Below are 26082 nucleotides of genomic sequence, written 5' to 3' on the forward strand. Positions count from 1 at the left end.
TCTAATTCTAGTAATCTCGACAGCGTTTGTCAACGCCTTTTTCAAAATGATTTTTCAATCTATGAAAAGGACTTTACCATCTTTTCCAGAAATCATACAGCACCACTTGATCACGAAAGGATGAAACATTCATGTCGACGATTTACTTGATTCGCCACTGTGAAACGACTGGTCAAGCACCCGATGCCCCGTTAACACCTCGCGGAAAAGAACAGGCGCAACGACTGTGTACGCAGTTATTTGAGCTTCCGATCACACATCTTATTTCGAGTCCGTATCGCCGAGCGCTCGGCTCGATTCAACCACTTGCGACTGCTCTGAAACTACCCGTTGCACAAGAAGAGGACTTAAAAGAACGACGGTTAAGTGCCGTTCCACTTGACGATTGGCAGGATCATCTTCGTCGAACGTTCATCGATCCAGACTATACGTGTCCTGGTGGTGAATCTAGCCGGATAGCAACTAAGCGCATCACGCGTGTCGTTGAAGAAGCGTTGCAACAGCATGACGGAGCCATTCTCGTGACGCACGGGAATCTGTTATCTTTATATCTGCATTCGATTGACTCTACGTTCGGATTCGAAGAAAGTTTACAGCTGAAGAATCCGGATATTTTTAAGGTGACACAGGTAGATGATGTAATATCTTTTCAACCAATCGATCTACACTAACGGAGCCTGACTAAAATTTGTACAACGCTTCAACTCTAATACGGTTTGTTCAAAATTAATTGTTTGATCATCAAAGACTTGTATGTAATTAAGACGTTGTGCAATCGTCATCGTTTTTCCGCTACGAACACTTTTTGGTCGACTTAAATTCAACTCATTTTTTTGAGAATACTCCAATAATGCTTGCATGCACTGATCCCGATACTCTCTTTTATCTTGACTATCAGCAGCTTCTACCTTTGCTTTTAACACTGATTCTTCTAACTGCCAATAGTGCGGTTGACTATCGTTTCCTTTCCACCAGAATGCCCAAAATCCTCCACGTGCATTTGCAACGCGTTCCCATTTTCCGTTCTTCAATTCTTTTTGCAGGTCTCTATAGAATCCTTGCCAAGAGAAAAAATTCCATTCGGTGATTGGTAGTGATTTATAAGATTCGATCGAGGTGTCGATCTGCTTGAGATACTTAAGATAATCGTTCAAAATATCATTGGTCGTCGAAGTATGAAGGCCGCTCAGTACTTCGATCATCTTCGTTCGCGTAAATATTTTATATCCTGCTCCTATCACGTCGGAGTAGTCACCTTGTTCTACGATTTTGTAATAAATCGGTAACGGTTTTAAATGCTTGGTTTTAGAGTGATTTTCGACCATTTGCAAATATCGATTTAATTGATTTGAATGATGACTCGTAAATACTTTATCCTCAATCATAATGGCATATTTCTCATTGATAATCGCTAATATATCTAGGCTATTGAACTGTCTTTTAATACACACACTTTGAATCGATTCGTTTAACTGACAGTTATGAAGATCAAAAACTTCTTTAACAAATACATTCGCAATCGTATGGAGTTGCGGATCGTGACTTCGTGCTCCTTCTTCCGCCCACTTCAATAACCAACATAGAAAAGCATCTTGTGATAGCTCACTTGTGGCATAATCAAAAATATTAGGTTTCAAATGAATACCTCCTTTTATTACAATTATAACCATTTAATTTCCTTTTATTATTCATTTGAAGAATAATAATGAACTCTACTCATTCAATTTGCTTATAGATTTCATAAGAACTATCTATTTTACTTCCCTTCGGAACGGCTTTATATTAAACGAATTGATAACAAAGTTAAGTAGTTTTCGATTCATGTATGAAGCGGAACTTCAGAAAAGAAGGGATTTTTATGTCTACCACAAAAAAAGGCTATTTCATGATGATCGTCCTCTGGTTCGCCTATGCGACCTTCGCCATGAACTGGGTCGCGGGTTCATCGTTGACGCCACAAATCACGGCGCATTTCTTCGGCAATCAGACCGTTGACCCTCTCATCTCACAACTCGTCAACTATTCGATCACGACGGCACGTGTCTTCGCCAACATTCTCGCTGCGCTCATCTTGATGAAGCTCGGTCCGAAAAAAGCTCCGTTACTCGCACTATTCTTCCTGATGATGTCGATCGTTGCCATCTACCTGCCGAACTACTGGGCGTATACGGTCGCTCGCATGGTCATGGGACTCGGTGGTTCAATGGTCATCGTCTACATGAACCCGGTCGTGACACGTTACGTCCAGGACCCGGCTGAAAAATTACGCATCAACGCTTTCAATACTGTCTCCTATAACGTCGGTGCATTCGTCGTGTCACTCTTGTTCACCTTGTTCGCTGATCAATTCGTCAGTGACTGGAAACTGACGTTAACGATCTTCGCGAGTCTGACAGCGATTCTCTTCTTCGCATGGTGGATCGGTAGTGAATCGTTCGAGTTGAACGATGCTACGGACGCGGACGAAACGCCTTACGGTTACGGAGATGCTGTCCGCGATCCGTTCCTCTGGAAATATGCGGTTGCCTTCGGCGGTTTCTTGACGCTCTATATCTTATCGCTCGTCGGCTTGAAACCTGTGTTCGATACGTATACACAGTTGAACGGTTCGCTCGTCAACCTGTTGGTCTCAGGTGCCGGAATCGTCGGTACGTTCGTCGGTCTGCGGATCGGTAACAAGGGAACACCTCGTAAACCGATTCTGTTGATCAGCGGGACGGTCATGATCGCGAGTTTCCTTGTCACGGTCTTGTTCGGAAACATCTCGCCACTCGTTTCGTATGTCTTTGCGTTCGTTTCCGGATTTGCGATGTACATCCAGTACCCGATCTTCATGAACTTGGCACACGAACGAAAAGGCATGACACCGCAAAAGATCACCGTCTTATTCGGTCTCTTCTGGGCGATCGCTTATGCGACACAGACGATCTTTACGATCATTTGGAGTTACGCACTCGGACATGCGGGATATACGGTCTCGATGATCGTCTTCTTCCTGTGCTGTTCCGTGTATCTGTTCTTCACGTTCTTCTTACCAGAAACAAAACCAAAACGGACGGATTCATTACGAAAATCCGCTTAATCAAGCAATAAGCCCTTCCGAATCACCGGAAGGGCTTATTTTTATGCTTCGTTATGCGCGCCGTAACTATGGCGAAGGGCAAACAACAGTCGAATCAATGATTCATGGTACCCGATGAACCATCCTTCTTCGATCCCGTTGACGATCGCTTCTTCTGTCATCCAAGCGACGCGCTGGACTTCTTCTTCCTGCAACGTCAGCGTCGTCAAATCCACTTCCTGCTCGACGAGATAATAATCATCAAAACCGATTTCAAACGGAATCGTCAGATGGGGACGGATGCCTGTGAAATCGATATCGAGTCCAAGCTCTTCCGACAGTTCCCGTTGCGCTGCCATCTGACTCGTATCCCCGCTGATTGCACTGCCTCCGACCGTCACATCCCACATGTTCGGCCAACCAGATTTGAACGGTTGCCGCTGTTGGACGAGCATCTCTCCTTTCGCGTTAAAGACACAGACATGAATCGTCATGTGATAATCGCCGGCTGTATGTGGCGTCCCCCGTGTCCAGAGCCGTCCTGTTTTCTTACGATCTGCTGTGTATACGTCCCACTGTTCCATTCTAAATCCTGCTCCTTTTTAATCAATGAAAGATGTAGAGTTCGAACTTTCCTCCGCCTTGACGCAATCAATTGCGACGACGAGGGCGATCAACAATTCTTCCATCGCTTCATCTTCAACTTCAATGATGTACTGATCGGTCCAAGAGATCCATTTCTTCTGCACGCGACCAATCCGTTGCCCTTGTTGTAAGACCTCAAAATCAACATCCCACCAGTCGCCCGTCACTTCGAATTGATCCGAATTGATCGTATAGCGGTCCTTGAAGAACGTGAACTCTTTAATGATTTCAAACGATTGTCCTGCTGCTTCGACATAAAAGACCGGTCGGAAACTGAACGTCTTCTTCGTGATTTCCGCGACTTCCTCTCCATCTCGGTTCGTCACGCTGAATGACTTCGGGAGTTTCATAAAACTACCCTCGATGTGATAGGCGTCGTGCCCTGCCTCGTCTTGAATCGAGAATCGTCCACGTAAACTGAACGCTTTTTCTTTCATATAGAGTGTATGCATACCGGTCTCCTCCTTTAATGTATAAGTTCATTTACGCGATCATCGACGGAAAAGATTCAATATCTGGAAATTCTCGTTTGTGTCCGAACTTTCAGTGGTATCAACTTACATACCACGAATCTACGGGAAAGAAGGAATTTTGATGTCTATCAATACGATTGTTCTCTTCATTTTACTCGCCATCGCCCTGTTGATCATCCTTGTCCCACCGCTTCTCTTTTGGCACGTCTGGCGCGCTGATCGTCGTCAGCAAGAACACGCGGTCCTGCGAAACTTCCCTGTCCTTGGAAAGATGCGCTATATCCTCGAGAACATGGGCCCGGAACTCCGCCAATACTTATTTCTCAACAATAACGAAGGGAAACCCTTCTCCCGTAATGAATACAAGACGGCCGTCCTATCCGGCAAATATCAAAGTCGGATTCTCGGTTTTGGATCAGAACGTGATTTTGAAGAAGCTGGGTTTTATGTACAAAACGCCCTCTTTCCAACGAATCGTCAGGAATTACGGATCGATCAATCCGAACGTGTGGATACGCACATCTATCAAATCGACCGTGACGAACTATTTACACGTAAGGAACATCTCGTTGAGAAGCAAATTTCACCGTATCTCTTGAAAATGGAGGATGCACCGGTCATTGGCGCGACGACCTGTCGACACCCTTATCAAATCCAAGGACTGATCGGTCAATCGGCGATGAGTTTTGGCGCACTCGGTGACCGGGCGATCACTGCGCTCTCGATTGGGCTCGGTCGCGCTAAAGGGAGCTGGATGAATACCGGGGAAGGCGGGCTGTCTGACTTTCATCTTAAAGGTGACGTCGACATCATCTGTCAGATCGGTCCCGGTCTGTTCGGTGTCCGAACGGAAGACGGTGATTTTTCGTTCGATGAGTTCCAGAAAAAAAGTGAGTTACCGCAAGTCAAAGCCTTCGAACTCAAGCTCGCCCAAGGGGCTAAGACACGCGGTGGTCACCTCGAAGGATCAAAGGTCACAGAAGAGATTGCCGCTGTCCGGAAGGTCAAAGTCGGTGTCGGCATCGATAGTCCGAACCGCTTCAACGAATTCACGACACCAGAGACGATGCTCGACTGGGTCGAACGTCTACGTGAGATTGGCGGAAAACCGGTCGGAATCAAAGTCGTCGTCGGTAATCTTGAAGACATGCGGCAGTTGATTGCTTATATGAAAGAATCCGGACGTCATCCGGACTTCATGACGGTCGACGGAGGTGAAGGAGGAACAGGCGCGACGTTCCAAGAACTCGCAGATGCTGCCGGTCTACCACTCTTTTCCGCCTTACCGTTCGTCCACCAACTCCTGACGGAAGCTGGTTTACGCAACAAGGTCAAAGTGTTTGCATCCGGTAAGCTGATCAGTGCCGATAAGATTGCGATCGCTCTCGCCCTCGGTGCCGACTTCGTCAATATCGCACGTGGTCTGATGTTTAATGTCGGCTGTATCCAAGCGCAAGTCTGTCACACGAATCACTGTCCGGTCGGTGTCGCGACGACCGACCCGAAGCTGCAAAAAGCGCTGATTGTCGACGAAAAAAGTTTCCGCGTGACGAACTACATTATTTCGTTACGAGAAGGTCTTTATAACCTGACGGCGGCAGCAGGACTCGTCTCGCCGACGGAACTTCGACCCGAACACGTTATCTATAAGGATGGAGCCGGACATCTGATTCCGGGACCGGACTGGATGGCACGGCATATGATGGATCGCTCTCTTTCCTCACGGTAACGAATAGCACTCACTTGCACTTTTTAGCCAGAGCGCTTAAAGTGTATAGTTGATGAAATTCTTTAACCACACATGTGCATTACCTTAAGGAAAGGGTTTAATATACTATGAAAAAGAACTTTTGGCAGGACCTACCACGACCATTTTTCGTCTTAGCACCGATGGAAGACGTCACCGATGTCGTCTTCCGCCACGTCGTCGCAAAAGCGGCGCGTCCGGACGTCTTCTTCACGGAATTCACGAATACAGAAAGCTACTGTCATCCGAAAGGCAAACAGAGCGTCCGCGGACGTCTCGAGTTCACGGAGGATGAACAACCAATGGTTGCTCACATCTGGGGCGACAAACCGGAATATTTCCGCGAAATGAGCATCGGCATGGCAGAGATGGGCTTTAGCGGAATCGACATCAACATGGGCTGTCCCGTCCATAACGTTGCTGTTAACGGTAAAGGCTCCGGCTTGATCAATCGTCCGGAAGTCGCGGCTGAACTGATCCAAGCTGCAAAAGCGGGCGGTCTCCCAGTCAGCGTCAAAACGCGTCTCGGCTATACGAAGGTCGAAGAGTGGCACGATTGGTTGCGCCACATCCTCGAGCAAGATATCGCGAACCTCTCGATTCATCTCCGGACACGTAAAGAGATGAGCGCCGTTCCAGCGCACTTCGAATTGATTCCGGAAATCAAGAAGTTACGCGATGAGATCGCACCACAGACGTTACTGACGATCAACGGGGATATCAACGATCGCCAACACGGGCTTGAACTCGTCGAGAAATACGGTGTCGACGGTGTCATGATCGGTCGCGGGATCTTCCACAACCCGTTTGCATTCGAAGTCGAGAAAAAAGAACATTCGAGCCAAGAACTCCTCGATTTGTTACGTCTGCAGCTTGATTTGCATGATCATTACTCGGCTCAATTCGAGCCACGTCTCTTCAAGCCATTACGCCGGTTCTTCAAGATTTACGTCCGCGGATTCCGCGGTGCGAGTGAACTGCGGGTCAAATTGATGGAGACGAACTCAACGGATGAAGTGCGTGCTTTACTCGACGCCTTCGTTGAAGAAGAAGGGATTCACGAGGTCAACTCGTTTTCAATTTCATGATACGTAAAAGAGAAGTCGAATACGACTTCTCTTTTTTGGACAGGAGGACTAACGAATGAGTATGCGCATTGGTGAAGTAGCAGAACGGATGGGAATTTCAACTTCCGCGATTCGGTTTTATGATCGCAAAGGGTTACTTCCGTTTGTCGATCGTGATGAGCACGGGCGACGGCAATTCAAGGAAAATGATTTCAATTATATTGAAACAATCGATTGTCTGAAACGGAGCGGTGTGCCGATTAAAACGATTGCGACGTTTATTGAATTATGTATGCAAGGCGATGCCTCTCTTCGTCAGAGATACGACTATTTGGATGAAGAAGAACGACATCTACAAGCAAAAATCGAGGAATTACAAGCGCAACAAGCATTTCTTCGCTTCAAGAAGTGGTACTACAAAACAGCCATCGAAGCTGGAACCGAATCACTTCACTTCATACCTGGCACCACTCTGTTCCAACCGGATCTTCAAGAACAATTTGAGCGTCTTTTGGCAGCAGGACAGTCCATCGATGCTCTGACTCATCTTGATGAGCAAAGGGGTTGACTTAAACTAAGGTTTAACCGATAAAGTCGAGATAATCATACAGAAAGAAGGGATTATCTCATGAATAAACCATTAGTCGTCATTACAGGTGCAAGCTCGGGATTCGGTGCTGAAATTGCCAAACGTTTTAACAAGGAAGGGTTTCCGCTCTTATTACTTGGAAGACGTCTTGAGAAAATGGAGCAACTTCCACTCGATTTTGAGCATGTCCTTCTTAAACAAGTCGACGTGACAGATCTTACTGCTTTTAAATCTGCTGTTCGGGAAGCAGAAGAACGTTATGGAAAAACCGATCTTCTCATCAATAATGCCGGTGTCATGTTGCTCGGTAACATCGAGACGCAACAACCTGAGGAATGGCAGACGATGCTCGACACGAATGTCCGAGGTGTGTTGAACGGGATGCAAATCGTGCTTGAGGATATGAAAAATCGTCAGCATGGGACGATCCTCAACATGTCTTCCATTGCCGGCTTCAAAGCGTTTGTGAATCATGCTGCTTACGTTGCAAGTAAGTTTGGTGTCCATGGAGCAACGGAAACGATTCGCCAAGAAGTCGCCGAACACAATGTTCGGGTTTCTCTCGTCTCTCCTGGATATGCAGAAACAGAATTACTGCACCATGTCACGAATGAAGCACTTGTCTCAGGAATTGAAGATTGGAAGTCAACGATTGGTGGTATCACGCTTGATCCACGTCATGTGGCGGATACGGTTTTCTTCATCTACTCTATGCCGCAAGACGTCACTGTACGTGAAGTTGCGTTAGCGATCACGAAACAAACACCATGATCCTAGAACAAAGCACGCCTCCTCGACTTGAGGAAGCGTGCTTTTTCGTGTCACCAGCGTTCGACGGTTTGCCGCGTATCTGCACACCATTGTTCAAAGTCAGACTGATGCGTCAGCGATAAGAAACGTCGTTTGCCGAGTCGCCGATCGAGCCGTGCGATGCCACGGATGAAAGGATGTGGATGAACAAGCGCTTGTTCGAACGCGAGGTTCGGGTACTGCAACAAGTCCTGTTGGATTTCGTAGTTCGCTACGTATCCGTCCTGTTTGACCTGTCGTTCGATCTCCGCCGATAACGCATGCGACTGTTTCAACCAGTCGGACTGCCATAATTCTCGGAAGGATGCTTCTGGTTTATCCGGTAACTGTGTAGCTTGTAACGCATAACGCCGCTCCACTTCCCGTTCGAATCGAAAGTCGTCTGCTCCGAGAATCTCTTCACCGTCAAACGTCACCCAGACGCGACTAGGACTATCTTGAATCCGGTAGACGGCTGCATGAAAAGCAATCCGTCCCTGTAACGACGGGGCAAGCAGTTGCTCGACCCGTTTTTTGATGATGGAAAACTGCACGCAATCCGTCCTTTCCGTCCGGCTAATCTAATCAGCCGTTCTTCATATGAAACGATTCCGCAAGCGTAAACGTCAACTCTTTTAACTCGAGACCACCGAGTGCAAAGTAGAGTTTCAGATAGTTGTGTGGGTTGAAGACGAAGACGTCCTTCGTCTGACTGACCCACTCGCCGTTCGTTCCGTTGAAGGTGAAGGTCGCGACCGGCATGTTGTTCGCAAACAATGTCACTGGCATCTGCGCCAGTTCACCAGCATTCGAACGTGCCGTCAACGTGACCTGATACATCCCTGTCTCTTCCGCCGTGACAGCGAAGACATGACTGCTTCCTGTCGTCGTCGTGACGTCCGTTAACGGGAAGGCATCTCCACTGATGAGGCGTTGGTGCGAGACCGCTTGCTCTTCGAGCGTCTCTTCTTCGACCGGTGCCCCGAGGACCTCGACAGGTGACGCCGTTCCCATCACACGGTCCATGACCGGTGAGCGTAACAGGAACTGACAGATGTTCGCGGCACTCCGCAGTAACTCGGAACGTCGAAGTGTTCCGTCAGCGAGAGCCGTCAATGTATCATCCTCGAACGGATTCGTTCCCGGTTCGCCGACGACCATGTAGAGATCGTTTTGCGAACGGACCATCGTCGCCGTTTGCTGACGGTTTGCTTCCGTTCCTTCGGCGTTGATCTTCGCCCACCAGTCGGTCATGACGATTCCGTCAAAGCCCCACTCATTGCGCAAAATACGTGTGTTCTGATCATATAAGCCGGCAGTCCAGATCCCATTGATGGCACCATACGTCGTCATGATCGAGTAGGCTTTCCCGTCTTTGACGGCCATCTCAAACCCTTTCAGGTACAACTCACGTAACGCCCGTTCTGATACGATCGAATCCAGATCATGCCGATGGAATTCTTGGTTGTTGGCACTGAAGTGTTTCAACGTTCCCGTCACACCAACACGGTGCATGCCGTCGAGTTGTGCCACTGCCATTTTTCCAGTCAGATACGAATCTTCCGAGAAATACTCGAAGTTCCGTCCATTGAGTGGATGGCGGTGAAGGTTCATCCCGGGTCCAAGCAACGTATCAATCTCGTTCTTCCGTAACTCAAGACCGGTCATCTCAAATAGATCGGCAATCAATGTTGTGTTAAACGTCGAGGCAAGCAACGTTCCGTTCGGTAACGAGAAGGCTTTCGTCCCGATGTCCATCCGGATTCCAGATGGACCATCTGCACAACAGCCTGCTGGAATGCCGAGTGCTTCGAGTTCTGTCGTCACGCCACCGAAGGCGCCCGCCGTTCCTGGTGTGACGCGAGGTGAGTTCATCCCTTCGCCCCGGACGATCGCAGCGAGATCCGCATCCGTCAATTGATCGAGAAACGTCTCGAGCGTGACCCGTCCTTCTTTGACGTCGCGTAACTTCCAACCGGCATCTTCCGTCTGCGTCCGTTCAACAGGACGCTCCTGTTGACGACGTTGTTCCGGATCGATCGTCCGTAGTGGTGTCGCTTCATACGTCACCGTATATCCCGTTTCGGTCGCTTGTGGTTTGATACGTTCAAACGCCGTCACCGGTGCCATGTTCTCCGTTAAGACGTCCGTGACGTCAAGCGTCTCGACGGAATGGCTTGCGACTGGAACCGCCGACCGGACGTCCGTTCCAAGATAGAGCTGATACGTGCCAGGTTCGATGACATAAGACGATTTATGCCCGGTGACACCACTATCGTCATAACTCGCAAATGAGGCGAACGGTACGACGAGTGTGAGAGATTCTTGCTCGCCTGGTGCGAGTTCTTTTGTCTTTCCGAACGTAACGAGTTGACGCGTCGGGTTCCCGAGTTGTCCTTGTGGTTTCTCGAGATAACCTTGTACGACTTCCTTCCCGCTCGTCTGACCGGTATTCGTCACCGTCGCTGTAACCGTCCAAGCATCATCTGACGTCGTCACGTCTGTCGTAAGGTCGAACGACGTATACGATAACCCATAACCGAACGGATACAAGACTGCTTTCGGTGCGAACGTCTCGAAATAACGGTACCCGACATAGATGTCTTCTTGATACAACGCACGATCGGCATGACCGAAGTGTGGTGTCGATGGATAATCATCGAGTGAACGGACGATCGTATCCGGTAATTTTCCGGACGGTGAGACGCGGCCGAGCAAGAGATCACTCAATCCAGTTCCGCCTTCCATTCCTCCTTGCCACGCGTAGAGGACAGCACTTGGCGTCGTCTCTTCGACCCAGCGCATATCGATGATGTTCCCAACGTTCAAGACGACGACGGTTTTTTTGAAAGATGTCGTCACGAGACGGAGCATCTCCTGTTCCGTCTCCGTTAAAAAATAACTCCCTGGATCCGCTGTATTGTCGCGATCTTCCCCAGCCGTACGACCAATCATGATCAAGGCAACATCGGAGTCAAGTGCTGCTTGCTGAACGAGTGTCGCGTCAAGCGGCATCTCTTCTTGCGACCACGGCTCGGCTGCCCAGCCTTCCCCTTGGTCAAACGGATGGTCTTCAATCCAGTTCTCGTACGCCTTGAGGACGTCTGCGTTCAACGTTACGTCTTCGCGTAGCATATCGAGCGGACTGACGACGTTCGTAACGTTGACCATCCCGCCTGATCCTGTTCCACTTTTATAGTAGTTGAACTGATTACGTCCGAAGACAGCGACCGTCGATGCGGGTTGTAACGGGAGTACACCATCATTTTGTAAGAGGACCGCCCCTTCCGCGACGGTTTGTCGTGCGAGTTTTGTATAGGCTTGCCAATCGAGTGTGTATGTCATACGTCATCCACCTTTATTAGTTAGTTTGAGAAAAGAGTCGTTTTAAGTCCTTCGCGATTTCGTCTAAGCTGTCTTCGGCTTGCGGATACAGACCGAGTTTATCAAGAAAGGCATGTTCCATCCCGCGGTAGTGGAGATAACGAGTCTTGACGCCGGCGCGCGCGAGCTTTTTCGCATACGCTTCTCCTTCGAGACGTAAGTAATCAAACTCTCCCGTAATGACGAGTGCCTCTGGTAGATCGTCGAGCGTCGCGAACAACGGTGAAATCCGTTGATCCGTCGAATCACTTGCTTGAACGTACCATTGCTCGAGGACACCTTCTTCATCTTGAAGCGACAAAATGATTCGTTCGAGTAACTGCGGTTCCGTTTGTCGGTCATACGCTTCAAGCGTCCAGTCATATTCCGAATTCGGATGTTCCCCGACATTGACGACCGGATAATACAAGACTTGATAGCGGATATACGGCGTCGGACGCTCGCGGTCGAGCAAACAACAGACCGTCGCTAAGTTCCCACCGGCACTATCACCGGCAACCGCGATTGCGCCTGGATCAATCCCAAGTCGGTCAGCGTGTTCAACTGCCCAATCGATCGATGCATGACAATCTTCAAGCCCTGTTGGAAACGGATGCTCGGGTGCCAATCGGTAGCCGACCGACAAGACGGCGACGTTCGCTTTATCGGCTAATGCCTTACATGGATTCTCGACCGTCTCGAGCGTGCCACCGAAAAAACCACCGCCATGGAAATAGACGACGAGCGGGAGCGGACGCGCTGCTTCCGGACGATACAGCCGTGCTTCGATCGTGGTATCGGGTCTTGGAATCGCAAAGACGTCTGTTGCAATCTGTCGGGTCGTCACGTCTTCGTTGTTCCACCCCATGCCAGCACGCGCCAATTCAACTGGCGACGCCCCTTCTGGAATCGAGACCGATGGACGCTGCGTGAGAACGACCTCACGGACACGCGGATCGAGTGTTCCCGGAGCTGAGACGTCAGGAATCGGCTTATCGACGATTTCGAGTCCGTCTTGATGAATCGATGAACGATTTCGCAACGTTCGTAGCAAATCTTGCATCGAGGCAGTAGACAAATGAATCGCTTCCTTTCTTATTCAAATCGTTATCGAAAGCGCTTTCGATAACAGTTAAAAAAATTTCGAATGCCTCTTTTTTAAAAAAGAGACCGCTTACATCATAATATACCTGTCTTTGACAGACGAAGCAAATGTTTCACCTAAAAAAATCAGCGCAGTCGCCTGCGCTGATCCTCATCGTAATTGTTCTTGTGAAACGATTGTAAAGCCATCGATGACCGTGTCTTCCTCGACCTCGATCAACAGGCAGCGTTTCCCTTGATAGTTGACTTGTTTGACGTACTTCAAGTCTTGCGGACTAATTGCGATGTTCGCGACCTTCGTATTGATTTTAATCGATTTCGCTTCATAGTTCGGGACGATGTTACTCGCTTTCATCTCGTATGTCGGGTCGTCAACGACCGTCTTGAACGCCCGTTCGACTTGTTCCGTGCTGACATCTTCGACACCACTTGCCTTGAGCACACGCTCGACTTCCTGAACGTCGAGCATTGGTACTTCTTCCTCACCCTGATCCTCTTCGACGACGATCAACTGGTTGATGTTTTCATAGACACCGGCTAACGTCTTCGTATCCATCGATTCACCGACGACCGATTTGACGATTTCCTCGAAGATCGCTTTATCCTCATCTGCCGTGACGATTGGTTGACCGTTCAAGACATTTTCAAGGAAGCCAAAATCCGGTTTATTCGGCTTGCCCGCCGCATACAAGACATGATTGACGTCTGCTGCGTTGTCGGTGAAGGTCGGGAAGAGGAATCCACCGATCGGTGATGCCAGTTTGATGACCGGATTGATGAATAAGTTCGACTTGAATTCGCGTTCGACAAAATCAAAGACGAGCGATTGTTTCGGTAACTCCGTTAAGTTAAGGCTACCGAGGATGAACGGCGTCGTATAGACGTCGTCATTCGGATCGATCTCTGTCTCATCCGCTTGGCGCTTCGTCGTTTTATAGTATTGTCCGCGAATGAACGTGACGACAAGGTCGTTCTCGTACTGAACGTCCTGAACCATCTTCAACGCCATCGTCTGCATCTGTTCGACCCAGTCCTCCGGCTCTTCCGCATACAGTCCTTCATAAAGAAGCTGCTGCGTATGACCCGTCTCCCCTTCTTCCGGATGCGTGAACTTGACCTCGAACAGCTTGACGTCGAGTTTTCCACCTAGTACTTTCTTGAAGTTCGCAAGGAACAGTTCCTGTTGCTCCGGATCAAGCAACGGAAACGGTCGGGCTTCCTCATGATAGATTTCGCTCGTCTCTTTTCGGATATAGACGTTGTAGATTTCATGGATTTTTAGTAAATCGGCATCCATCTTGAAATGACGACGGATGTCGGCGATGTCTTTTTTATTCATGCATACCAGCTCCTCGAATCATTAAAATCCTGCTTCCTGAAAAGCGTACCATATGCGAGATGACCCGACATCTTTTAGAAAATCAATGCGCACGGAATGAATACGCGCGTGTGACAGGATTAGCGATCTCATATTCATATTCTTGGTGGGCGGCGCGAGCTTGCGCGATGCAATTATCTAGTTCTTTTGTGTTGAAATAACGTTGCGCTTCCGTCAACGTGCCACTTACGACTAAAAATACGCCGAACACAATCAACCATCCTCTAATTCGTTCGTTCATGATGTAGTCTCCTTTCTTCTCCACCTAAATCCTAACATCAGACCCTTCAATATAATGACAAAAGTTTAATTTTAATAACATTTACACGATATTCATTTTCTCCTAAATAAGTGATGCCATACTAAAAATTGTGAAGGGTGTCTTCACATCATCTCGTCTCATACATAGGAGGAATGACACGTGTTCAAAGCCATCAAGTCCATCGTCATCACTACGCTCGTCTGCCTGACCGCTTTCCAATTCGATACGACATCCGTTTCCGCACTACCTTCGGGCATCTCATCAAAAGCGACGGCCCAGTCTCAACTCGATGCCTTAACGGTTAAAACAGAAGGCAGCATGACCGGTTATTCACGTGATTTGTTCCCGCACTGGATCAGTCAAGGAAGCGGCTGTGATACACGACAAGTCGTCTTAAAACGTGACGCCGATTCATATGTCGGATCGTGCCCCGTCACATCCGGTTCTTGGTATAGTTACTATGACGGACTGACATTCACGAATCCATCTGACCTCGACATCGATCACGTCGTACCGCTTGCGGAAGCATGGCGTTCAGGAGCAAGCAGCTGGACGACGACGACACGTCAAGCATTCGCAAACGATTTAACAGGTCCTCAATTGATCGCTGTCTCTGCAAGCTCGAACCGTTCAAAAGGGGATCAGGATCCGTCGACATGGAAGCCGACACGAGCAGGTGCGAGCTGCGCTTACTCGAAGATGTGGATCAATACGAAGAGCCGCTGGAACCTCAGCTTACAGTCGAGTGAAAAAACAGCCTTACAAACGATGTTGAACACATGTACATACTAAAAAGGAGTCGATTCGATGGAAACGAAAACCTCTACCTTTACCGCCACACATGGTGTCATGACGCAAGAAGTCGGTGTCATCAGCGGTGAACTCGAACTCCGGACGACCTGTCAGGAAAACGGGACGTTGGAACTAAAGATTGCTTATGTCGGGGCAATAGACGTCTATACGTTACCTGGCAGTTATCGTGTCCATGACGTTCGGGATCATGACGTCATCCATCAGATGCTCGTCAATGTACTAGAGCGAACATAACGAAAAACAGACGCTGTCCAAGTTAATGGGCGGCGTCTGTTTTCGTTATGCATATTCAAAATCAGATTGTCATTATTTACTAAAGTATGCGTTTTATCTGACGTTCTATCCGGTATAGTGAAAACAACGTCATTATCCTTTCGGGAGGAATACTTTATGCGAAACGTTTTGATCCCAACCGGCGTCATTTTAAGTGGTGCAGGTCTCTATATGGCACTAGAAAGTCACGTGCCTGCGTTACTCGTTACGGGCATCATCATGCTGTTTGGTTGCGGTATCGGTATCATCACGAAAGAAAAGTCGGAGTAATCCATAGATCCAGTCAGGAGGATAACTATGATTCAACAATTCATCGAGGAACAGCAGTCACACGATACTATTGGCGGATTTATCGCTAAGTCTGTTGACCCGATCCTCGCCCACGTCAATCCATCGCGTTTACAAGACAGCGATCTTGTACTATTGATTCAAGCTGATCAATCGATTTTTGTCTCTTTTGCTAATTCACAAGATCAATCAGATTGGACGCCACTATCACGAGAGCAGATTCATCAATCGAAAAGTCTACTCGCACCTAAAGCATGGTACTTTAAAATTACGCACGGTGAATATGCCGGAACCTATTTGATTTCACCGGATTTGATTGTGAATGATCAATTCAAGAGTGAGAAAGATTATTTAGAAGTTCTAACATCAACAACGAATAAGTAACTCATAAATGTTTTATCAAGACGATTTCGTCTTTAATCGGAACTCCCTTTTCATTGTATAACGGGATTTCCGGTTTTATTTTGCGTGCAAGGTCCACGGCATTCGGAATCACTTGCGATACTGTATATCCCCGATGTTGATAGAAACGTATCGCATGCTCATTATCATTCGTTGTAACGAGTGTCAGCAAGTCGCATTGTTGCCGTATTGCCTTTTCCTCTACCACTTGCATCAATCGTGAACCAATTCCTTTGCCTTCTTCAAGACTATCCAGTGAAATGATTTCGCACGTCTGCGAAGTAATATGATAGGTAATCAGTCCAATGATTTCATGATCATCGTTTATGGCATAAAACCCGTCTAACAGACTGCAATCATGAACACCTGTCGACGTTACCATTTGTGAACTGCCCCAGTGCTTGGTAAAAAAGGCTTTAACCTGACTACGTGTTTCCTTTTCAATGGCCTGAATAATCATTATGTCTCCCTTTCGCTTATGTTTTTATCCTTTTATATTAAGTAAAATATAAAGTTGACTATCTATTTTTAAAATAAAGATTATCTTCAACATTAATTCCATAAGAAAGATAATCTTTTTTATGATTTTTATTAATTTAATCGGTATGAGTTGTTCATCTTATTTAGATTTTCAAATTTTTTCTAGTTTACTAATCATGCTTTAGCATAAAAATCAAGTTTGTTCATAGCATCATATACTGTACCTATAGCATAGTAATTTTCTTTAGAACGACCAACGCATTTCATTAGTGATGAAGATAAAAACTGCAGCACTTCAGCAATTTCATTCAATGAAGGAGGCGTATCAAAACTTTCATCGCTTCTTAAAGTTCTATATATATCTTTTTCTTCTAATAGTCCTTCAGTCACAGTATCATTACTTTCTATAACAAGACATTCCATAACTGCTTGTAATAACTTTCTTGACCTCTCAATTTCTCTTCTATCGACTTCTAAACAACTAATATCAATTTTTCCTACTTGCATAAATATTTTTTTATATACATCTGCTTGTAATGGCGTTTGAAAATGGAATTTTATTATTTTCTCGAGAGAATCAACATCTATTAATGCTACTTTATGTTCTATAGCCCGTTTAATTAGACGTTCACCCTGAAAAGAGAATCCTATGACTGCAATATAATCAGCTGAATGAAGTTTTTTATGCTCTTTTAAAGTATCAAAATTAATTTGTCCCTCATTGACTGCTCCTGATTGCGTTGATTTTGCATCAACAGTTACAGTGTATGAAAATTTAGGTATGCTTGGAGAATGTATTAAAACATCTGTATTTCCTGATCCTCCTAGCCAAGATGAATTGAAACCTAATATCGAAAAAGCATCTTTAATCGCTTTTTCGAATCTATTGGGATTCGAAGAGTCTTTTGATGCTAAGCGAAGTTCGGTTATATACTTGTCCACTCCCAGAGAGCTATATTTAGTGTTATCCTCTTCAATATCTGTTTTATTGACTAATGTAGTTCTTTCTTGTAATTTAACTTTCTTTAAAATATTTTTTGCTCTTTGAGTCACACTATACTTGCCAGACTCTTCTTCTTGAATAAGAAGAGCACTTTTTAAAATATTTAAGCGTTTCCTAATCTCATCTATTCTTTCTTTATCAAATCCGTAAGATACTTTAGCTATTACAGCGAGTTCCTTAACAGATAAAGCTTTTTCTTCTAATTCTTTTAGGATTTCAAATATAAACAATACTTTTGAATGCAAACAATAAACTAAATCTAAAGCAGATTTGGTAGATATCCAATTTTTTGATATAGATGTAGCTTCATATATGCTTCTTGACTTTCGTTTTAAAAAACCAATATTAGATAAAGTCGTAACAAAAGAATTTGCTGAAGATGGAGATATTTTATAAGTTTCCCACGAGTAGTTAGTAAAAGCTTCTTTATCAATACCAGAATATATCAATTGAATGTACTCATCAAAAGTATTATATATATCAGCCATATTTCCTGGAATGTAACCAACAGAAGGTTTTCGAGACTGTAGTTCTTCTTGACTCATTTGAATTACCTCTTCTGCCCAAGAAGATACTGGAACTTCAACCTCTTCAATTGTTAAATCGCGAATTGTTTCTATTTCATTTGGATGAACATAATTAATATTTTTTATAAATTCCTTTCCTTTTTCATTTAAAACATACGTATTTTCAAAATCATTAAAACTTACTAAGTCTAATTGCCTAAACCAAGTTAATCTATTGCCTATTTCTGATTTAGTATCCCAGTTTAATTTATATTCCTCATTAGCTATCTTTAAAATTTCCATAATAGTCAGTGGTGTATTTATAGTTATTAGGAGTTCGCCAATAAACCTAACATTGGCACAAAATAGTGCTGTTAAATATAAATCATCTTCAGAATCTAAATATCGTTTACTCTCCTCTGAAATTTTCCATACACTGTTTTCCTGATATATCAAACCTATAGGTCTTAACCACCTACATAAATCTTCTAATGTAGCTTTACTAGTGCTACCTTTAAACTTCATTTTTGTACCATAAGGAACCTTATTTACTATCGCTTTTAGAATTTCTCTTAAAACTGCTGGCTGACCTATTTCACCTCTAGGAATTTTTGGAAGTGAAAAAACTTTAGTATTCCACTTTCTATGTTTTGGATAATTTAATGGCTTAATTGTATTCATAACTTTCTTCTCCTAAGAAATTTATTTTTACATAAAATGTATCACAAAATAAAAAAGTCTATCTAACTTATTAGTTAGACAGACACTAAAAAATTATTTATGGTACGGTTCATTCCGATTAATCCGGTACGCCCGATAAATCTGTTCACAGAGGATCATCTTCATCAATTGGTGCGGAAATGTCATCTTCGAGAACGAAATTGTATCATTCGCCCGCTGCATCACTTCTGGTGCGAGACCAAGCGATCCACCGATGACGAAGGCAATCTTGCTCTTACCGTATGTCGCGAGTTGATCGAGTTCTTTCGCGAACTGTTCGCTCGTCCGTTGTTTTCCTTCGATAGCAAGTGCAAGGACATGAACGTCCGGTCCAATCTTCGCTAAAATCCGTTCGCCCTCTTTTTTCTTCACTTGTGCCATCTCCGCTTCACTCAACTGCTCCGGTGCCTTTTCGTCCGCAACCTCGATTTCTTGGATCGAACAGTAGGCGCCGAGACGCTTCGTATATTCGGCGATGCCTTGCTTCAAATACTTCTCTTTTAGCTTTCCGACCGTAATGATGGTAATTTGCATCTTTTTTCTCGCTTTCTGACAGAAAATTCAGGAGTTATCCACAGAGTTATCCACAAATCCACATGTTGATATTTATTTTTTGCTTGACACAAGATATGTTGCCGGTTCGTCACAGTATTCACACGTGATGTTTTTTTCTGGATTTAGCTGATCGAGAATCGGGTATTGTTCTGTTTCATCCACGATTTCGTCAAGCGCGAGCTCGACATGTTCTAAACAAACGTACTTATCCACAGGTGGTCTCCTCCTTTCACTTATCCACATTTATCCGCTTCCAGTATAACAAATATCAACCTTTCTGACCGGAAAAGGCGCAGGTTTCCTCACTCAAAAAAACCATCCACAGGTCGGACCTGTGGATGGTTTTTCAGGTTATGCCTTATTGAACAGTTGGTGACTGGGCCGACAACTTCACATCTGCTGTCTGTTTTTCACCGCCCCGGTAGAACGTGACTTTGACCGTATCACCGACTTTTGCATCCCGGTAGAGGACACTTTTTAAATCCGCGAACGATGCGATCGCTTTTCCGTTGATCTCAACGATGACATCGTTCGCTTTCATACCCGCTTTTTCGGCTCCACTGTTACGTGTTAGACCGACGACGACGATTCCTTTCGTGACATCATTCGGTAATTTCAGACGATCTTCGCGATATCCGCTTGGGAATTCCTGCACGTCACGAATCTGAATCCCGAGCTGTGGACGAACGACTTCACCGTTTTGCTCGAGATCACGCATGATTGGTAACGCTTCGTTGATCGGAATCGCAAATCCGACTCCTTCAACACTTGCTTCCGCAATCTTCATCGAGTTGATCCCGATCAATTGACCGGCTGTGTTGATGAGCGCTCCACCGGAGTTCCCCGGGTTGATTGCTGCATCGGTTTGAATGACTTCTGTATTGAAGTCTTGCTGTCCATCCTTGTTCGTATCGACTGGAACCGTCCGTTCCTGTGCACTTATGACACCGCGCGTGACGGAGTTCGCGAAAATCCCGAGTGGGTTTCCGATTGCAAGCACCGTTTCACCGGCACGTAACGTATCCGAATCCCCGAGTTTTGCGACTTGTGTCACTTTCGATGAATCAATCGAGAGGACCGCTAAATCGTACGTCGGATCTTCCCCGAGGACTTTTGCCTCGAGTGCTGTTCCGTCGGATAACGTGACAGACAGACGGCTCGCGCCTTCGACGACGTGGTAGTTCGTAACGACGTAGGCTTTATTGCCATCTTTTTTATAGATGACGCCGGACCCTGCACCCGTTTCCTGATCGGTCCCTTGGAACGAGCTCTGAAGATTCGTCACGCTCACGACGGCTTCCTTCGTCTTACCGACCGCACCGACGATGTCGGCTTCATCCTCCGTCGTCTGTGTCGCAGTCTGTTCCGCTGTCGTCGACGAAACCGGAGTCGGACTCTTCATCTCATCGCGGACGAACGGCCACGCGACGAGGGCGATCAACAAGGCTCCGACGATTCCGCCGATCAGACCGACGAAAAAGGCTTTTCCGGCACCGCGACGACGCGGTGGTTCTGGTTGTTCTTCATATGGTTCACGATAAGGGCTGACCGGTTCGCTCGTTGCCGGCTGACGGGGCGGGAAGCCGCTCTCATCGGATGACTGTTCGTATCGTTCGGATTCGTTCCGTGGTTCTTCGGGTCGATCCATCGACATACGCCTCCTTTATGACTCTCTTTACACAAGTATACCCCCATCACGTGGCAAGTGAGCCAAATGTGGGGGTCTTTTGAGCATATTCAGTAATTTCCCATAATCAAAGCTTTAGGAGTGGTGTCGGAATGACCGGATCCGTGTCGAGAAGCTGAATCTTACTCAGATCGACGTCACGGCTCGCGAGCGTCTGGGAGACGCTCATCCGGGCGAGTTCCTTCATGTTGTTGTCCTTGCTCAAGTGGGCCATGTGGATCCGTTTCGTCCGGTCATCCAGGACCTCGCTCATCGCGATTGCGGCGTCCTCGTTCGAGACGTGTCCGTAATCCCCAAGGATCCGTCGTTTGACGCTCCACGGGTAATGTCCCATCTGGAGCATGCCGATATCATGGTTCGCTTCAAAGATATAGGCATCAGCGCCCCGAATGACACCTTTCATCCGGTCCGAGACGTATCCGGTATCCGTGATGTGTGCCAATCGTTTTCCTTCATGAGCGAACTGAAAGAACATCGGATCTGCTGCATCGTGACTGACATTGAACGATTCGACTTCGATGTCACCGAACTGCTTGACCTCTCCGACTTCCCAGAGGAACTTCAGCGCCGGATCAATCTTGCCGATCTTCGCTTCCATCGCCGCCCATGTCTTTTCGTTCGCATAGAGCGGGATATTGTACTTCCGTGCCATGATGCCGACGCCTTTGATATGGTCGGAGTGCTCATGGGTGACGAACAGACCATCGATGCCATGCGGCGACCGGTCAATCTGGTCGAACAAGGCGAGCATCGCCTTGCCGGTCAGTCCCGCGTCGACGAGCAAGCGGGTCTGTTCACTTTCGATATAGAGGGCGTTCCCCGTCGAGCCACTGGCCATGACGCTGTAGTGTAGGCTCATCGTGCATTCCTCATTTCTCTGAGACTGTATCCAATCGTTCGACGGTCTGGACACCGCCGTCAATCGCATTGACGAAGTAGACTTCTTCATTGTCGAGCTCGATTTGCCACGTCGGCGGCAGGATTTGAACCGATTCCGTGCCTTCCGTGACGAGACAGAAATAACCGAGCTTATGACTCGTCAACCGTTTTGATGCCGGGAACAACCCTTGCTCCGACAACTGGACGATCGCTTCACTTGCCGATAACAACGTCACGTCCTGCGCTTGCCGGACGACCTTGTTCAAGTGGCGTTGTTTGTAGCTGACGATTTCCTTCGCATCATTGAGCTGCAAGACGAGCAGGGACGGTCCGATCATCGCATCGTCCTCACGCGACTGCTGTGGTGTCGAATAGAGCGGCTGTCCCTTATACGTCTGAACGAATGTCATCTCCTGATACTTACTATCATACTTCCAAAATGTATATTCGGCACCATACCGAACGGATGCCTGGACGAACGATGAAGCGGAATCCCGCATCGTCTTCGTTTCGAGTCGATACGGTTTCGTCAACCGGACCGACCACTCGACATCATTCTTGACGGAGGCAACCGCGTCACGAATCGGTGAACTCGCAAGTGGCGCCAGTGTTCGCGCATCGACTTCGGCTGTTAAATAGCCGATGTCTCGCGTAACCGGTTGTAGTTTTTTCTCATCGATTTGACGATCCTTCAAGATCGATTTACCGGTCGCACTCGTCGCGACAATCCGCGGCTCGACCATCCGGTCCATCAATTGAATGGCAAGGTAGACGTTCAGGATCAAAAAGGTCAGCATCAATAAGGTCTTCGCTTTACTCCAGTCCATTCATCCTCACCCCTCATTCCCGACAGCTTGATTGATCGATTGCCAGACACCGTCGATCTTAATGAACCATGTCGGCTCAAAGACGGCATAGCGGCTCGTTGAAATCTTATACGTCATTTCATATCCAATCCGGATTCCACTGATCTCTTTTAAGAGATCAGCACGGCTCAGACGTTCGAGAACCGTTTCAACGGCTGGCACCGTCTCTTCCCGAAGGATGAGCTTCCGCTTCGCTCGGAGCATGCTACGACTGAGCGACCGGACTTGATTTTCCTCATACATGATCTTCAGTGTCGCGAGATCGAACTTCGTCTGTTCGAGCAGCGGACCACTCTCCCCAAATACCGGATATCGGTTCAAGTACAACCGGAACGTCGCTGTCTGTTCCTCACTCTTTTTACTCATCTGATCAAAGTAATACCGGAAACCACTACGCTGGGTATCTTGATCGAGCCAGCCCCCATGAATGTTGACATAGCTGACGAGCGTGCTGTAATCAACGGTCGAGCTTTGAGTATTCGGTGATAATGTATTGAAACGATAGACATTGTAGTTTCGGTCATACGTCGAAACGCTGACACCGTCTGTCAAGACGTCGAGATCATCCCGACTCTTGATTTGCTGGACGTTCGAGTTCTCGGCAAAAAAGGCACTCCGGATGCGGTCGAGTGGTTTCGGCGATTGTCCGACCTCGTCATAGACGAAGACTTGCTCTAGTCGCGTCGTACCGCTCGCGACATACGTATAATCGCCACCTTTGAGTTCGACGCGTGTCATCGGTTTTTTCTTATCATGCGCGAACAGTCGCTTCAGAACCGTCTCATCGCCGACGAGCTTGAAGTCCTTCAGGCGACCGGTCGCCGACTCGAGACGGAGGATTGGTCCATCATAATCGAGTAAATAGAGCCGTTTGATCGGTTCCGAGAAGGCGATTTGTTTTTCGCCGAGTAACTCTTCAAGAATCGTCGCACTGATCGGTGTCGGGAAAATCATCTCGACACTCCGGTCACCGACCGGGATATTATTCGCTTTATCCGTCAAGACAAGAACACCGATGTTAAACGACGCACCGATTCGGTTAAGGAAGGTCCGACCGATGATTTGTGTCTGATAGATCCCTTCCTGATCCGCATAGACGAGTAGTTCCGGATTAATCAGTTGGTTGCTTTCAATCGTCTTTGAGGCATCGATCTCGTTGAACGAGACCTGTTCCCGCTCGATTGATTCACTGCTTGGATGATAGGTCCAGAGCATCGCTGTTTGAGCGATCGAACCGGCGACAAGCAGGACGAGTAACAGCGAACTCCAGTGTTGTTTCTTCATCCGGCATCCACCTCTTCGATCACCTCATACGGAAGCGTGAAGTAAATCGTCGTGCCGCGTCCCCATTCACTTTCTGCCCAGATGTCGCCACCATGTGCCGAAACGACGTCTTTTGCGATCGACAGACCAAGACCGGTGCCGCCGATTTTACGGGCACGGGCTTTATCGACACGATAGAAGCGTTCGAAGATTTTTTGGAGATTCGCTTTCGGGATTCCGACACCTTCATCCTTGATGCTGATGACGATCCGTTTTGCCCGGAGCATCGTCCGGACGGTGATCGTTCCGCCTTCCGGTGAGTACTTGATTGCGTTCGTCAGGATGTTGTCTGCGACTTGGATCAATTTATCCTGATCCCCACGGATATAGACTTTCCGCTTCATGATCTTACGACGGAAACGAATCCGTTCCGGCTTCGTCATGTCATGGCGATCGAGAATCTCATTCAGGAACTGAATGTAATCGAAGCGGACCTTGTTCATTTTGTATTCCTTACTGTCCATCTTCGACAGTTGTAAAAGATCGGTGACGAGGCGGATCATCCGCTCCGTCTCATTTTGTGTCGTCTCAAGGAAACGCGGTGCGAGTTCCTCGTCCTGATACGCGCCTTCTGCCAAGGCTTCAAGATAGCTGCGCATCGTCGTCAGCGGTGTCCGGAGCTCGTGACTGACGTTCGCGACGAATTCGCGACGATCCTGTTCGACCTGCTCCTGTTCCGTGACGTCATGCAGGACGACGATCATCCCGGTAATCGGACCACTGTGTTTCTTGACGGGCGAGAAGAATGCCCGGACGAGGAACAGTTCATCCTCACTGCTGAAATCAAGCAGACGCGGTGGCATCGTACCGTCTTCCGGAATCATGAAATCGTCACCAAGTGCCAGTAAGTCCTTCAAGTTCGTGCCGACGACGCTCGCATCATCCGCACCGACGATATCCTTCGCTTGATCGTTCATCAAGATGACGCGCAGCGTCCGGTCCGTCGCGATGACGCCATCGGTCATGTTCTCAAGGACACTCGTCAACTTCCGCCGTTCAGCTTCCGTCGTCGCGTTTGCTTCGAGCAACTCATCCGTCAATTCGTTGAAGGAACGGGCGAGCTGACCGATCTCATCGTCCGAATAGACCTTAACCTTCCGCGAGAAGTTCCCGCGTCGCATCTCGATCGCTTGGCGCCGCATATCGGAAATCGGGCGCGTGATCGTCCGCGACAGCAAGACACCAAGAATCGACGTGATGACGAGGGCGATGACCGTTCCGGTCGCAAGAATCCGCGTGACCTGTTGCATCTGCGAATAGATCGACTCCATCGAGGCGCGGACATAGATCATCCCGGTCGTGACACCATCTCGTTCCGAGGTGACCGGTACGGCAAAGATTCGGATCTTATCCTCTGATTCCGGATCAAGCACGGTGTCTGTCCGGGTCGAGCTCGTTGCCTGTGCTTTTTTAATCAATGAATTAGTCGCTCGTTGTCCGACCGCCGACTGGTTCTCGTTATCCGACGTCGCCTGGATGATCGAGTCCTGGTCGATGATCTGGACTTCGAGGATGTCGTTCCTTGAGGTGGAGCCATTACTAAACTCAGACAGCAGTTGCCCTAGTGATTGGGACAACTGCCGTTTGGAGGCTTCATCATCGCCTGTTTTATCGAATTCCTTCCCGACGTTATAGGCGACAAGACCTGCCCGGTCCTCGACCGACTTCGAGAAGTTCGTAATGTACTGCTTTTCAAGGGAACGAACGAAATAGACACCAATGACCTGCATCGCCACTAAGATCAATAAGGCATAGATGACGACGAGTTTCCATTGGATGGATTTAAAGAAGTTCGTTCCTTTTAACATC

Annotated in this window: 27 protein-coding genes; 10 read left to right on the forward strand and 17 right to left on the reverse strand. The window is 47.4% G+C overall.

Annotated features, from left to right (window positions below):
* Positions 1–131: 131 nt before the first annotated feature.
* Positions 132–671: a histidine phosphatase family protein gene (locus tag K7G97_RS16285; RefSeq protein WP_223041068.1), complete on the forward strand. Its 540-nt coding sequence runs from the start codon at positions 132–134 to the stop codon at positions 669–671.
* Here K7G97_RS16285 and K7G97_RS16290 read toward each other — a convergent pair.
* A complete protein-coding gene (locus K7G97_RS16290; RefSeq protein ID WP_223041069.1) occupies positions 663–1637 on the reverse strand; it encodes a PD-(D/E)XK nuclease family protein in 975 nt (324 codons plus the stop codon). The two genes, K7G97_RS16285 and K7G97_RS16290, sit on opposite strands and share 9 nt — an antisense overlap.
* Before the next feature lie 221 nt (positions 1638–1858).
* Here K7G97_RS16290 and K7G97_RS16295 point away from each other — a divergent pair, with 221 nt between their 5' ends.
* On the forward strand, positions 1859–3082 hold the full coding sequence (locus K7G97_RS16295) for an MFS transporter (RefSeq protein ID WP_223041070.1): 1224 nt from the start codon (positions 1859–1861) through the stop codon (positions 3080–3082).
* A 41-nt stretch (positions 3083–3123) separates the two neighbouring features.
* Here the strand turns inward: K7G97_RS16295 and K7G97_RS16300 are convergent, their stop codons facing one another.
* Both K7G97_RS16300 and K7G97_RS16305 read right to left on the reverse strand, forming a co-directional pair.
* Positions 3124–3645, reverse strand: a complete 522-nt coding sequence (locus K7G97_RS16300; RefSeq protein WP_223041071.1) for an NUDIX hydrolase — start codon at positions 3643–3645, stop codon at positions 3124–3126.
* An 18-nt stretch (positions 3646–3663) separates the two neighbouring features.
* Complete coding sequence (locus K7G97_RS16305) at positions 3664–4158, reverse strand: LURP-one-related/scramblase family protein (protein WP_047394907.1); 495 nt, start codon at positions 4156–4158, stop codon at positions 3664–3666.
* Between the two features lie 142 nt (positions 4159–4300).
* Here K7G97_RS16305 and K7G97_RS16310 point away from each other — a divergent pair, with 142 nt between their 5' ends.
* The 4 genes from K7G97_RS16310 (at position 4301) to K7G97_RS16325 (ending at position 8353) form a co-directional block, all read left to right on the forward strand.
* On the forward strand, positions 4301–5908 hold the full coding sequence (locus K7G97_RS16310; protein WP_223041072.1) for an FMN-binding glutamate synthase family protein: 1608 nt from the start codon (positions 4301–4303) through the stop codon (positions 5906–5908).
* A gap of 107 nt (positions 5909–6015) precedes the next feature.
* The gene (locus tag K7G97_RS16315) at positions 6016–7014 is read left to right on the forward strand and encodes a tRNA dihydrouridine synthase (RefSeq protein ID WP_195866080.1); all 999 of its coding nucleotides are present in this window, start codon (positions 6016–6018) and stop codon (positions 7012–7014) included.
* A gap of 55 nt (positions 7015–7069) precedes the next feature.
* Positions 7070–7561, forward strand: coding sequence for a MerR family transcriptional regulator (locus K7G97_RS16320; protein ID WP_223041073.1), 492 nt, complete (start codon positions 7070–7072; stop codon positions 7559–7561).
* Positions 7562–7621: 60 nt separating this feature from the next.
* The gene (locus K7G97_RS16325; protein WP_195866082.1) at positions 7622–8353 is read left to right on the forward strand and encodes an SDR family oxidoreductase; all 732 of its coding nucleotides are present in this window, start codon (positions 7622–7624) and stop codon (positions 8351–8353) included.
* 50 nt (positions 8354–8403) lie between these two features.
* Here K7G97_RS16325 and K7G97_RS16330 read toward each other — a convergent pair whose 3' ends face one another.
* The 5 genes from K7G97_RS16330 to K7G97_RS16350 form a co-directional block, all read right to left on the reverse strand.
* Positions 8404–8925, reverse strand: coding sequence for an SF0329 family protein (locus tag K7G97_RS16330; RefSeq protein WP_223041074.1), 522 nt, complete (start codon positions 8923–8925; stop codon positions 8404–8406).
* 31 nt (positions 8926–8956) lie between these two features.
* Complete coding sequence (locus tag K7G97_RS16335; RefSeq protein ID WP_223041075.1) at positions 8957–11716, reverse strand: glycoside hydrolase family 3 protein; 2760 nt, start codon at positions 11714–11716, stop codon at positions 8957–8959.
* A gap of 16 nt (positions 11717–11732) precedes the next feature.
* Complete coding sequence (locus tag K7G97_RS16340) at positions 11733–12797, reverse strand: alpha/beta hydrolase (protein WP_223041076.1); 1065 nt, start codon at positions 12795–12797, stop codon at positions 11733–11735.
* 192 nt (positions 12798–12989) lie between these two features.
* Complete coding sequence (locus K7G97_RS16345; protein WP_223041077.1) at positions 12990–14177, reverse strand: DUF4317 domain-containing protein; 1188 nt, start codon at positions 14175–14177, stop codon at positions 12990–12992.
* An 82-nt stretch (positions 14178–14259) separates the two neighbouring features.
* Positions 14260–14457 (reverse strand): hypothetical protein, encoded by a 198-nt coding sequence (locus tag K7G97_RS16350; protein ID WP_223041078.1) that lies wholly within the window; start codon positions 14455–14457, stop codon positions 14260–14262.
* Positions 14458–14649: 192 nt separating this feature from the next.
* On the opposite strand from K7G97_RS16350, the gene K7G97_RS16355 reads away from it, so the two are divergent.
* The 4 genes from K7G97_RS16355 (at position 14650) to K7G97_RS16370 (ending at position 16236) form a co-directional block, all read left to right on the forward strand.
* The gene (locus tag K7G97_RS16355; protein WP_396133879.1) at positions 14650–15270 is read left to right on the forward strand and encodes an HNH endonuclease family protein; all 621 of its coding nucleotides are present in this window, start codon (positions 14650–14652) and stop codon (positions 15268–15270) included.
* Positions 15271–15285: 15 nt separating this feature from the next.
* Complete coding sequence (locus K7G97_RS16360; RefSeq protein WP_058265610.1) at positions 15286–15525, forward strand: hypothetical protein; 240 nt, start codon at positions 15286–15288, stop codon at positions 15523–15525.
* A gap of 156 nt (positions 15526–15681) precedes the next feature.
* A complete protein-coding gene (locus K7G97_RS16365; RefSeq protein ID WP_215148623.1) occupies positions 15682–15834 on the forward strand; it encodes a hypothetical protein in 153 nt (50 codons plus the stop codon).
* Positions 15835–15861: 27 nt separating this feature from the next.
* Positions 15862–16236 (forward strand): hypothetical protein, encoded by a 375-nt coding sequence (locus tag K7G97_RS16370; RefSeq protein ID WP_223041080.1) that lies wholly within the window; start codon positions 15862–15864, stop codon positions 16234–16236.
* A gap of 1 nt (position 16237) precedes the next feature.
* Here the strand turns inward: K7G97_RS16370 and K7G97_RS16375 are convergent, their stop codons facing one another.
* The 9 genes from K7G97_RS16375 to walK form a co-directional block, all read right to left on the reverse strand.
* Positions 16238–16714 (reverse strand): GNAT family N-acetyltransferase, encoded by a 477-nt coding sequence (locus K7G97_RS16375; RefSeq protein ID WP_223041081.1) that lies wholly within the window; start codon positions 16712–16714, stop codon positions 16238–16240.
* Positions 16715–16908: 194 nt separating this feature from the next.
* On the reverse strand, positions 16909–18924 hold the full coding sequence (locus K7G97_RS16380; protein ID WP_223041082.1) for a hypothetical protein: 2016 nt from the start codon (positions 18922–18924) through the stop codon (positions 16909–16911).
* 93 nt (positions 18925–19017) lie between these two features.
* Positions 19018–19497 carry a 23S rRNA (pseudouridine(1915)-N(3))-methyltransferase RlmH gene (gene rlmH, locus K7G97_RS16385; RefSeq protein ID WP_023469837.1) on the reverse strand — a complete coding sequence of 160 codons (480 nt, stop codon included), beginning with the start codon at positions 19495–19497 and terminating at the stop codon, positions 19018–19020.
* A gap of 72 nt (positions 19498–19569) precedes the next feature.
* On the reverse strand, positions 19570–19731 hold the full coding sequence (locus K7G97_RS16390) for a CxxH/CxxC protein (protein WP_223041083.1): 162 nt from the start codon (positions 19729–19731) through the stop codon (positions 19570–19572).
* A 145-nt stretch (positions 19732–19876) separates the two neighbouring features.
* Entirely contained in the window at positions 19877–21166 is a 1290-nt protein-coding gene (locus K7G97_RS16395) for a S1C family serine protease (RefSeq protein ID WP_223041084.1), read from the reverse strand.
* A 106-nt stretch (positions 21167–21272) separates the two neighbouring features.
* Positions 21273–22064: an MBL fold metallo-hydrolase gene (locus K7G97_RS16400; RefSeq protein WP_023469840.1), complete on the reverse strand. Its 792-nt coding sequence runs from the start codon at positions 22062–22064 to the stop codon at positions 21273–21275.
* Positions 22065–22074: 10 nt separating this feature from the next.
* Positions 22075–22911, reverse strand: coding sequence for a two-component system regulatory protein YycI (locus tag K7G97_RS16405; protein WP_058265606.1), 837 nt, complete (start codon positions 22909–22911; stop codon positions 22075–22077).
* Positions 22912–22917: 6 nt separating this feature from the next.
* Positions 22918–24234 carry a two-component system activity regulator YycH gene (gene yycH / locus K7G97_RS16410; protein ID WP_058713711.1) on the reverse strand — a complete coding sequence of 439 codons (1317 nt, stop codon included), beginning with the start codon at positions 24232–24234 and terminating at the stop codon, positions 22918–22920.
* On the reverse strand, positions 24231–26081 hold the full coding sequence (walK, locus tag K7G97_RS16415) for a cell wall metabolism sensor histidine kinase WalK (protein ID WP_055969786.1): 1851 nt from the start codon (positions 26079–26081) through the stop codon (positions 24231–24233). The genes yycH and walK overlap by 4 nt, the downstream gene beginning before the upstream one ends.
* Between the last annotated feature and the right edge of the window lies 1 nt (position 26082).

Source organism: Exiguobacterium acetylicum, from assembly GCF_019890935.1.
GTDB classification, from domain to species: domain Bacteria; phylum Bacillota; class Bacilli; order Exiguobacteriales; family Exiguobacteriaceae; genus Exiguobacterium_A; species Exiguobacterium_A abrahamii.

Coding starts and splice junctions, on each gene's coding strand:
- yycH (WP_058713711.1), bottom strand. CDS start 24,234: ATGAAGAAACAACACTGGAGTTCGCTGTTACTCGTCCTGCTTGTCGCC.
- K7G97_RS16340 (WP_223041076.1), bottom strand. CDS start 12,797: ATGCAAGATTTGCTACGAACGTTGCGAAATCGTTCATCGATTCATCAA.
- K7G97_RS16360 (WP_058265610.1), top strand. CDS start 15,286: ATGGAAACGAAAACCTCTACCTTTACCGCCACACATGGTGTCATGACG.
- K7G97_RS16325 (WP_195866082.1), top strand. CDS start 7,622: ATGAATAAACCATTAGTCGTCATTACAGGTGCAAGCTCGGGATTCGGT.
- K7G97_RS16370 (WP_223041080.1), top strand. CDS start 15,862: ATGATTCAACAATTCATCGAGGAACAGCAGTCACACGATACTATTGGC.
- K7G97_RS16310 (WP_223041072.1), top strand. CDS start 4,301: ATGTCTATCAATACGATTGTTCTCTTCATTTTACTCGCCATCGCCCTG.
- K7G97_RS16300 (WP_223041071.1), bottom strand. CDS start 3,645: ATGGAACAGTGGGACGTATACACAGCAGATCGTAAGAAAACAGGACGG.
- K7G97_RS16405 (WP_058265606.1), bottom strand. CDS start 22,911: ATGGACTGGAGTAAAGCGAAGACCTTATTGATGCTGACCTTTTTGATC.
- walK (WP_055969786.1), bottom strand. CDS start 26,081: ATGTTAAAAGGAACGAACTTCTTTAAATCCATCCAATGGAAACTCGTC.
- K7G97_RS16305 (WP_047394907.1), bottom strand. CDS start 4,158: ATGCATACACTCTATATGAAAGAAAAAGCGTTCAGTTTACGTGGACGA.
- K7G97_RS16400 (WP_023469840.1), bottom strand. CDS start 22,064: ATGAGCCTACACTACAGCGTCATGGCCAGTGGCTCGACGGGGAACGCC.
- rlmH (WP_023469837.1), bottom strand. CDS start 19,497: ATGCAAATTACCATCATTACGGTCGGAAAGCTAAAAGAGAAGTATTTG.
- K7G97_RS16345 (WP_223041077.1), bottom strand. CDS start 14,177: ATGAATAAAAAAGACATCGCCGACATCCGTCGTCATTTCAAGATGGAT.
- K7G97_RS16395 (WP_223041084.1), bottom strand. CDS start 21,166: ATGGATCGACCCGAAGAACCACGGAACGAATCCGAACGATACGAACAG.
- K7G97_RS16320 (WP_223041073.1), top strand. CDS start 7,070: ATGAGTATGCGCATTGGTGAAGTAGCAGAACGGATGGGAATTTCAACT.
- K7G97_RS16335 (WP_223041075.1), bottom strand. CDS start 11,716: ATGACATACACACTCGATTGGCAAGCCTATACAAAACTCGCACGACAA.
- K7G97_RS16350 (WP_223041078.1), bottom strand. CDS start 14,457: ATGAACGAACGAATTAGAGGATGGTTGATTGTGTTCGGCGTATTTTTA.
- K7G97_RS16285 (WP_223041068.1), top strand. CDS start 132: ATGTCGACGATTTACTTGATTCGCCACTGTGAAACGACTGGTCAAGCA.
- K7G97_RS16295 (WP_223041070.1), top strand. CDS start 1,859: ATGTCTACCACAAAAAAAGGCTATTTCATGATGATCGTCCTCTGGTTC.
- K7G97_RS16315 (WP_195866080.1), top strand. CDS start 6,016: ATGAAAAAGAACTTTTGGCAGGACCTACCACGACCATTTTTCGTCTTA.
- K7G97_RS16375 (WP_223041081.1), bottom strand. CDS start 16,714: ATGATTATTCAGGCCATTGAAAAGGAAACACGTAGTCAGGTTAAAGCC.
- K7G97_RS16365 (WP_215148623.1), top strand. CDS start 15,682: ATGCGAAACGTTTTGATCCCAACCGGCGTCATTTTAAGTGGTGCAGGT.
- K7G97_RS16380 (WP_223041082.1), bottom strand. CDS start 18,924: ATGAATACAATTAAGCCATTAAATTATCCAAAACATAGAAAGTGGAAT.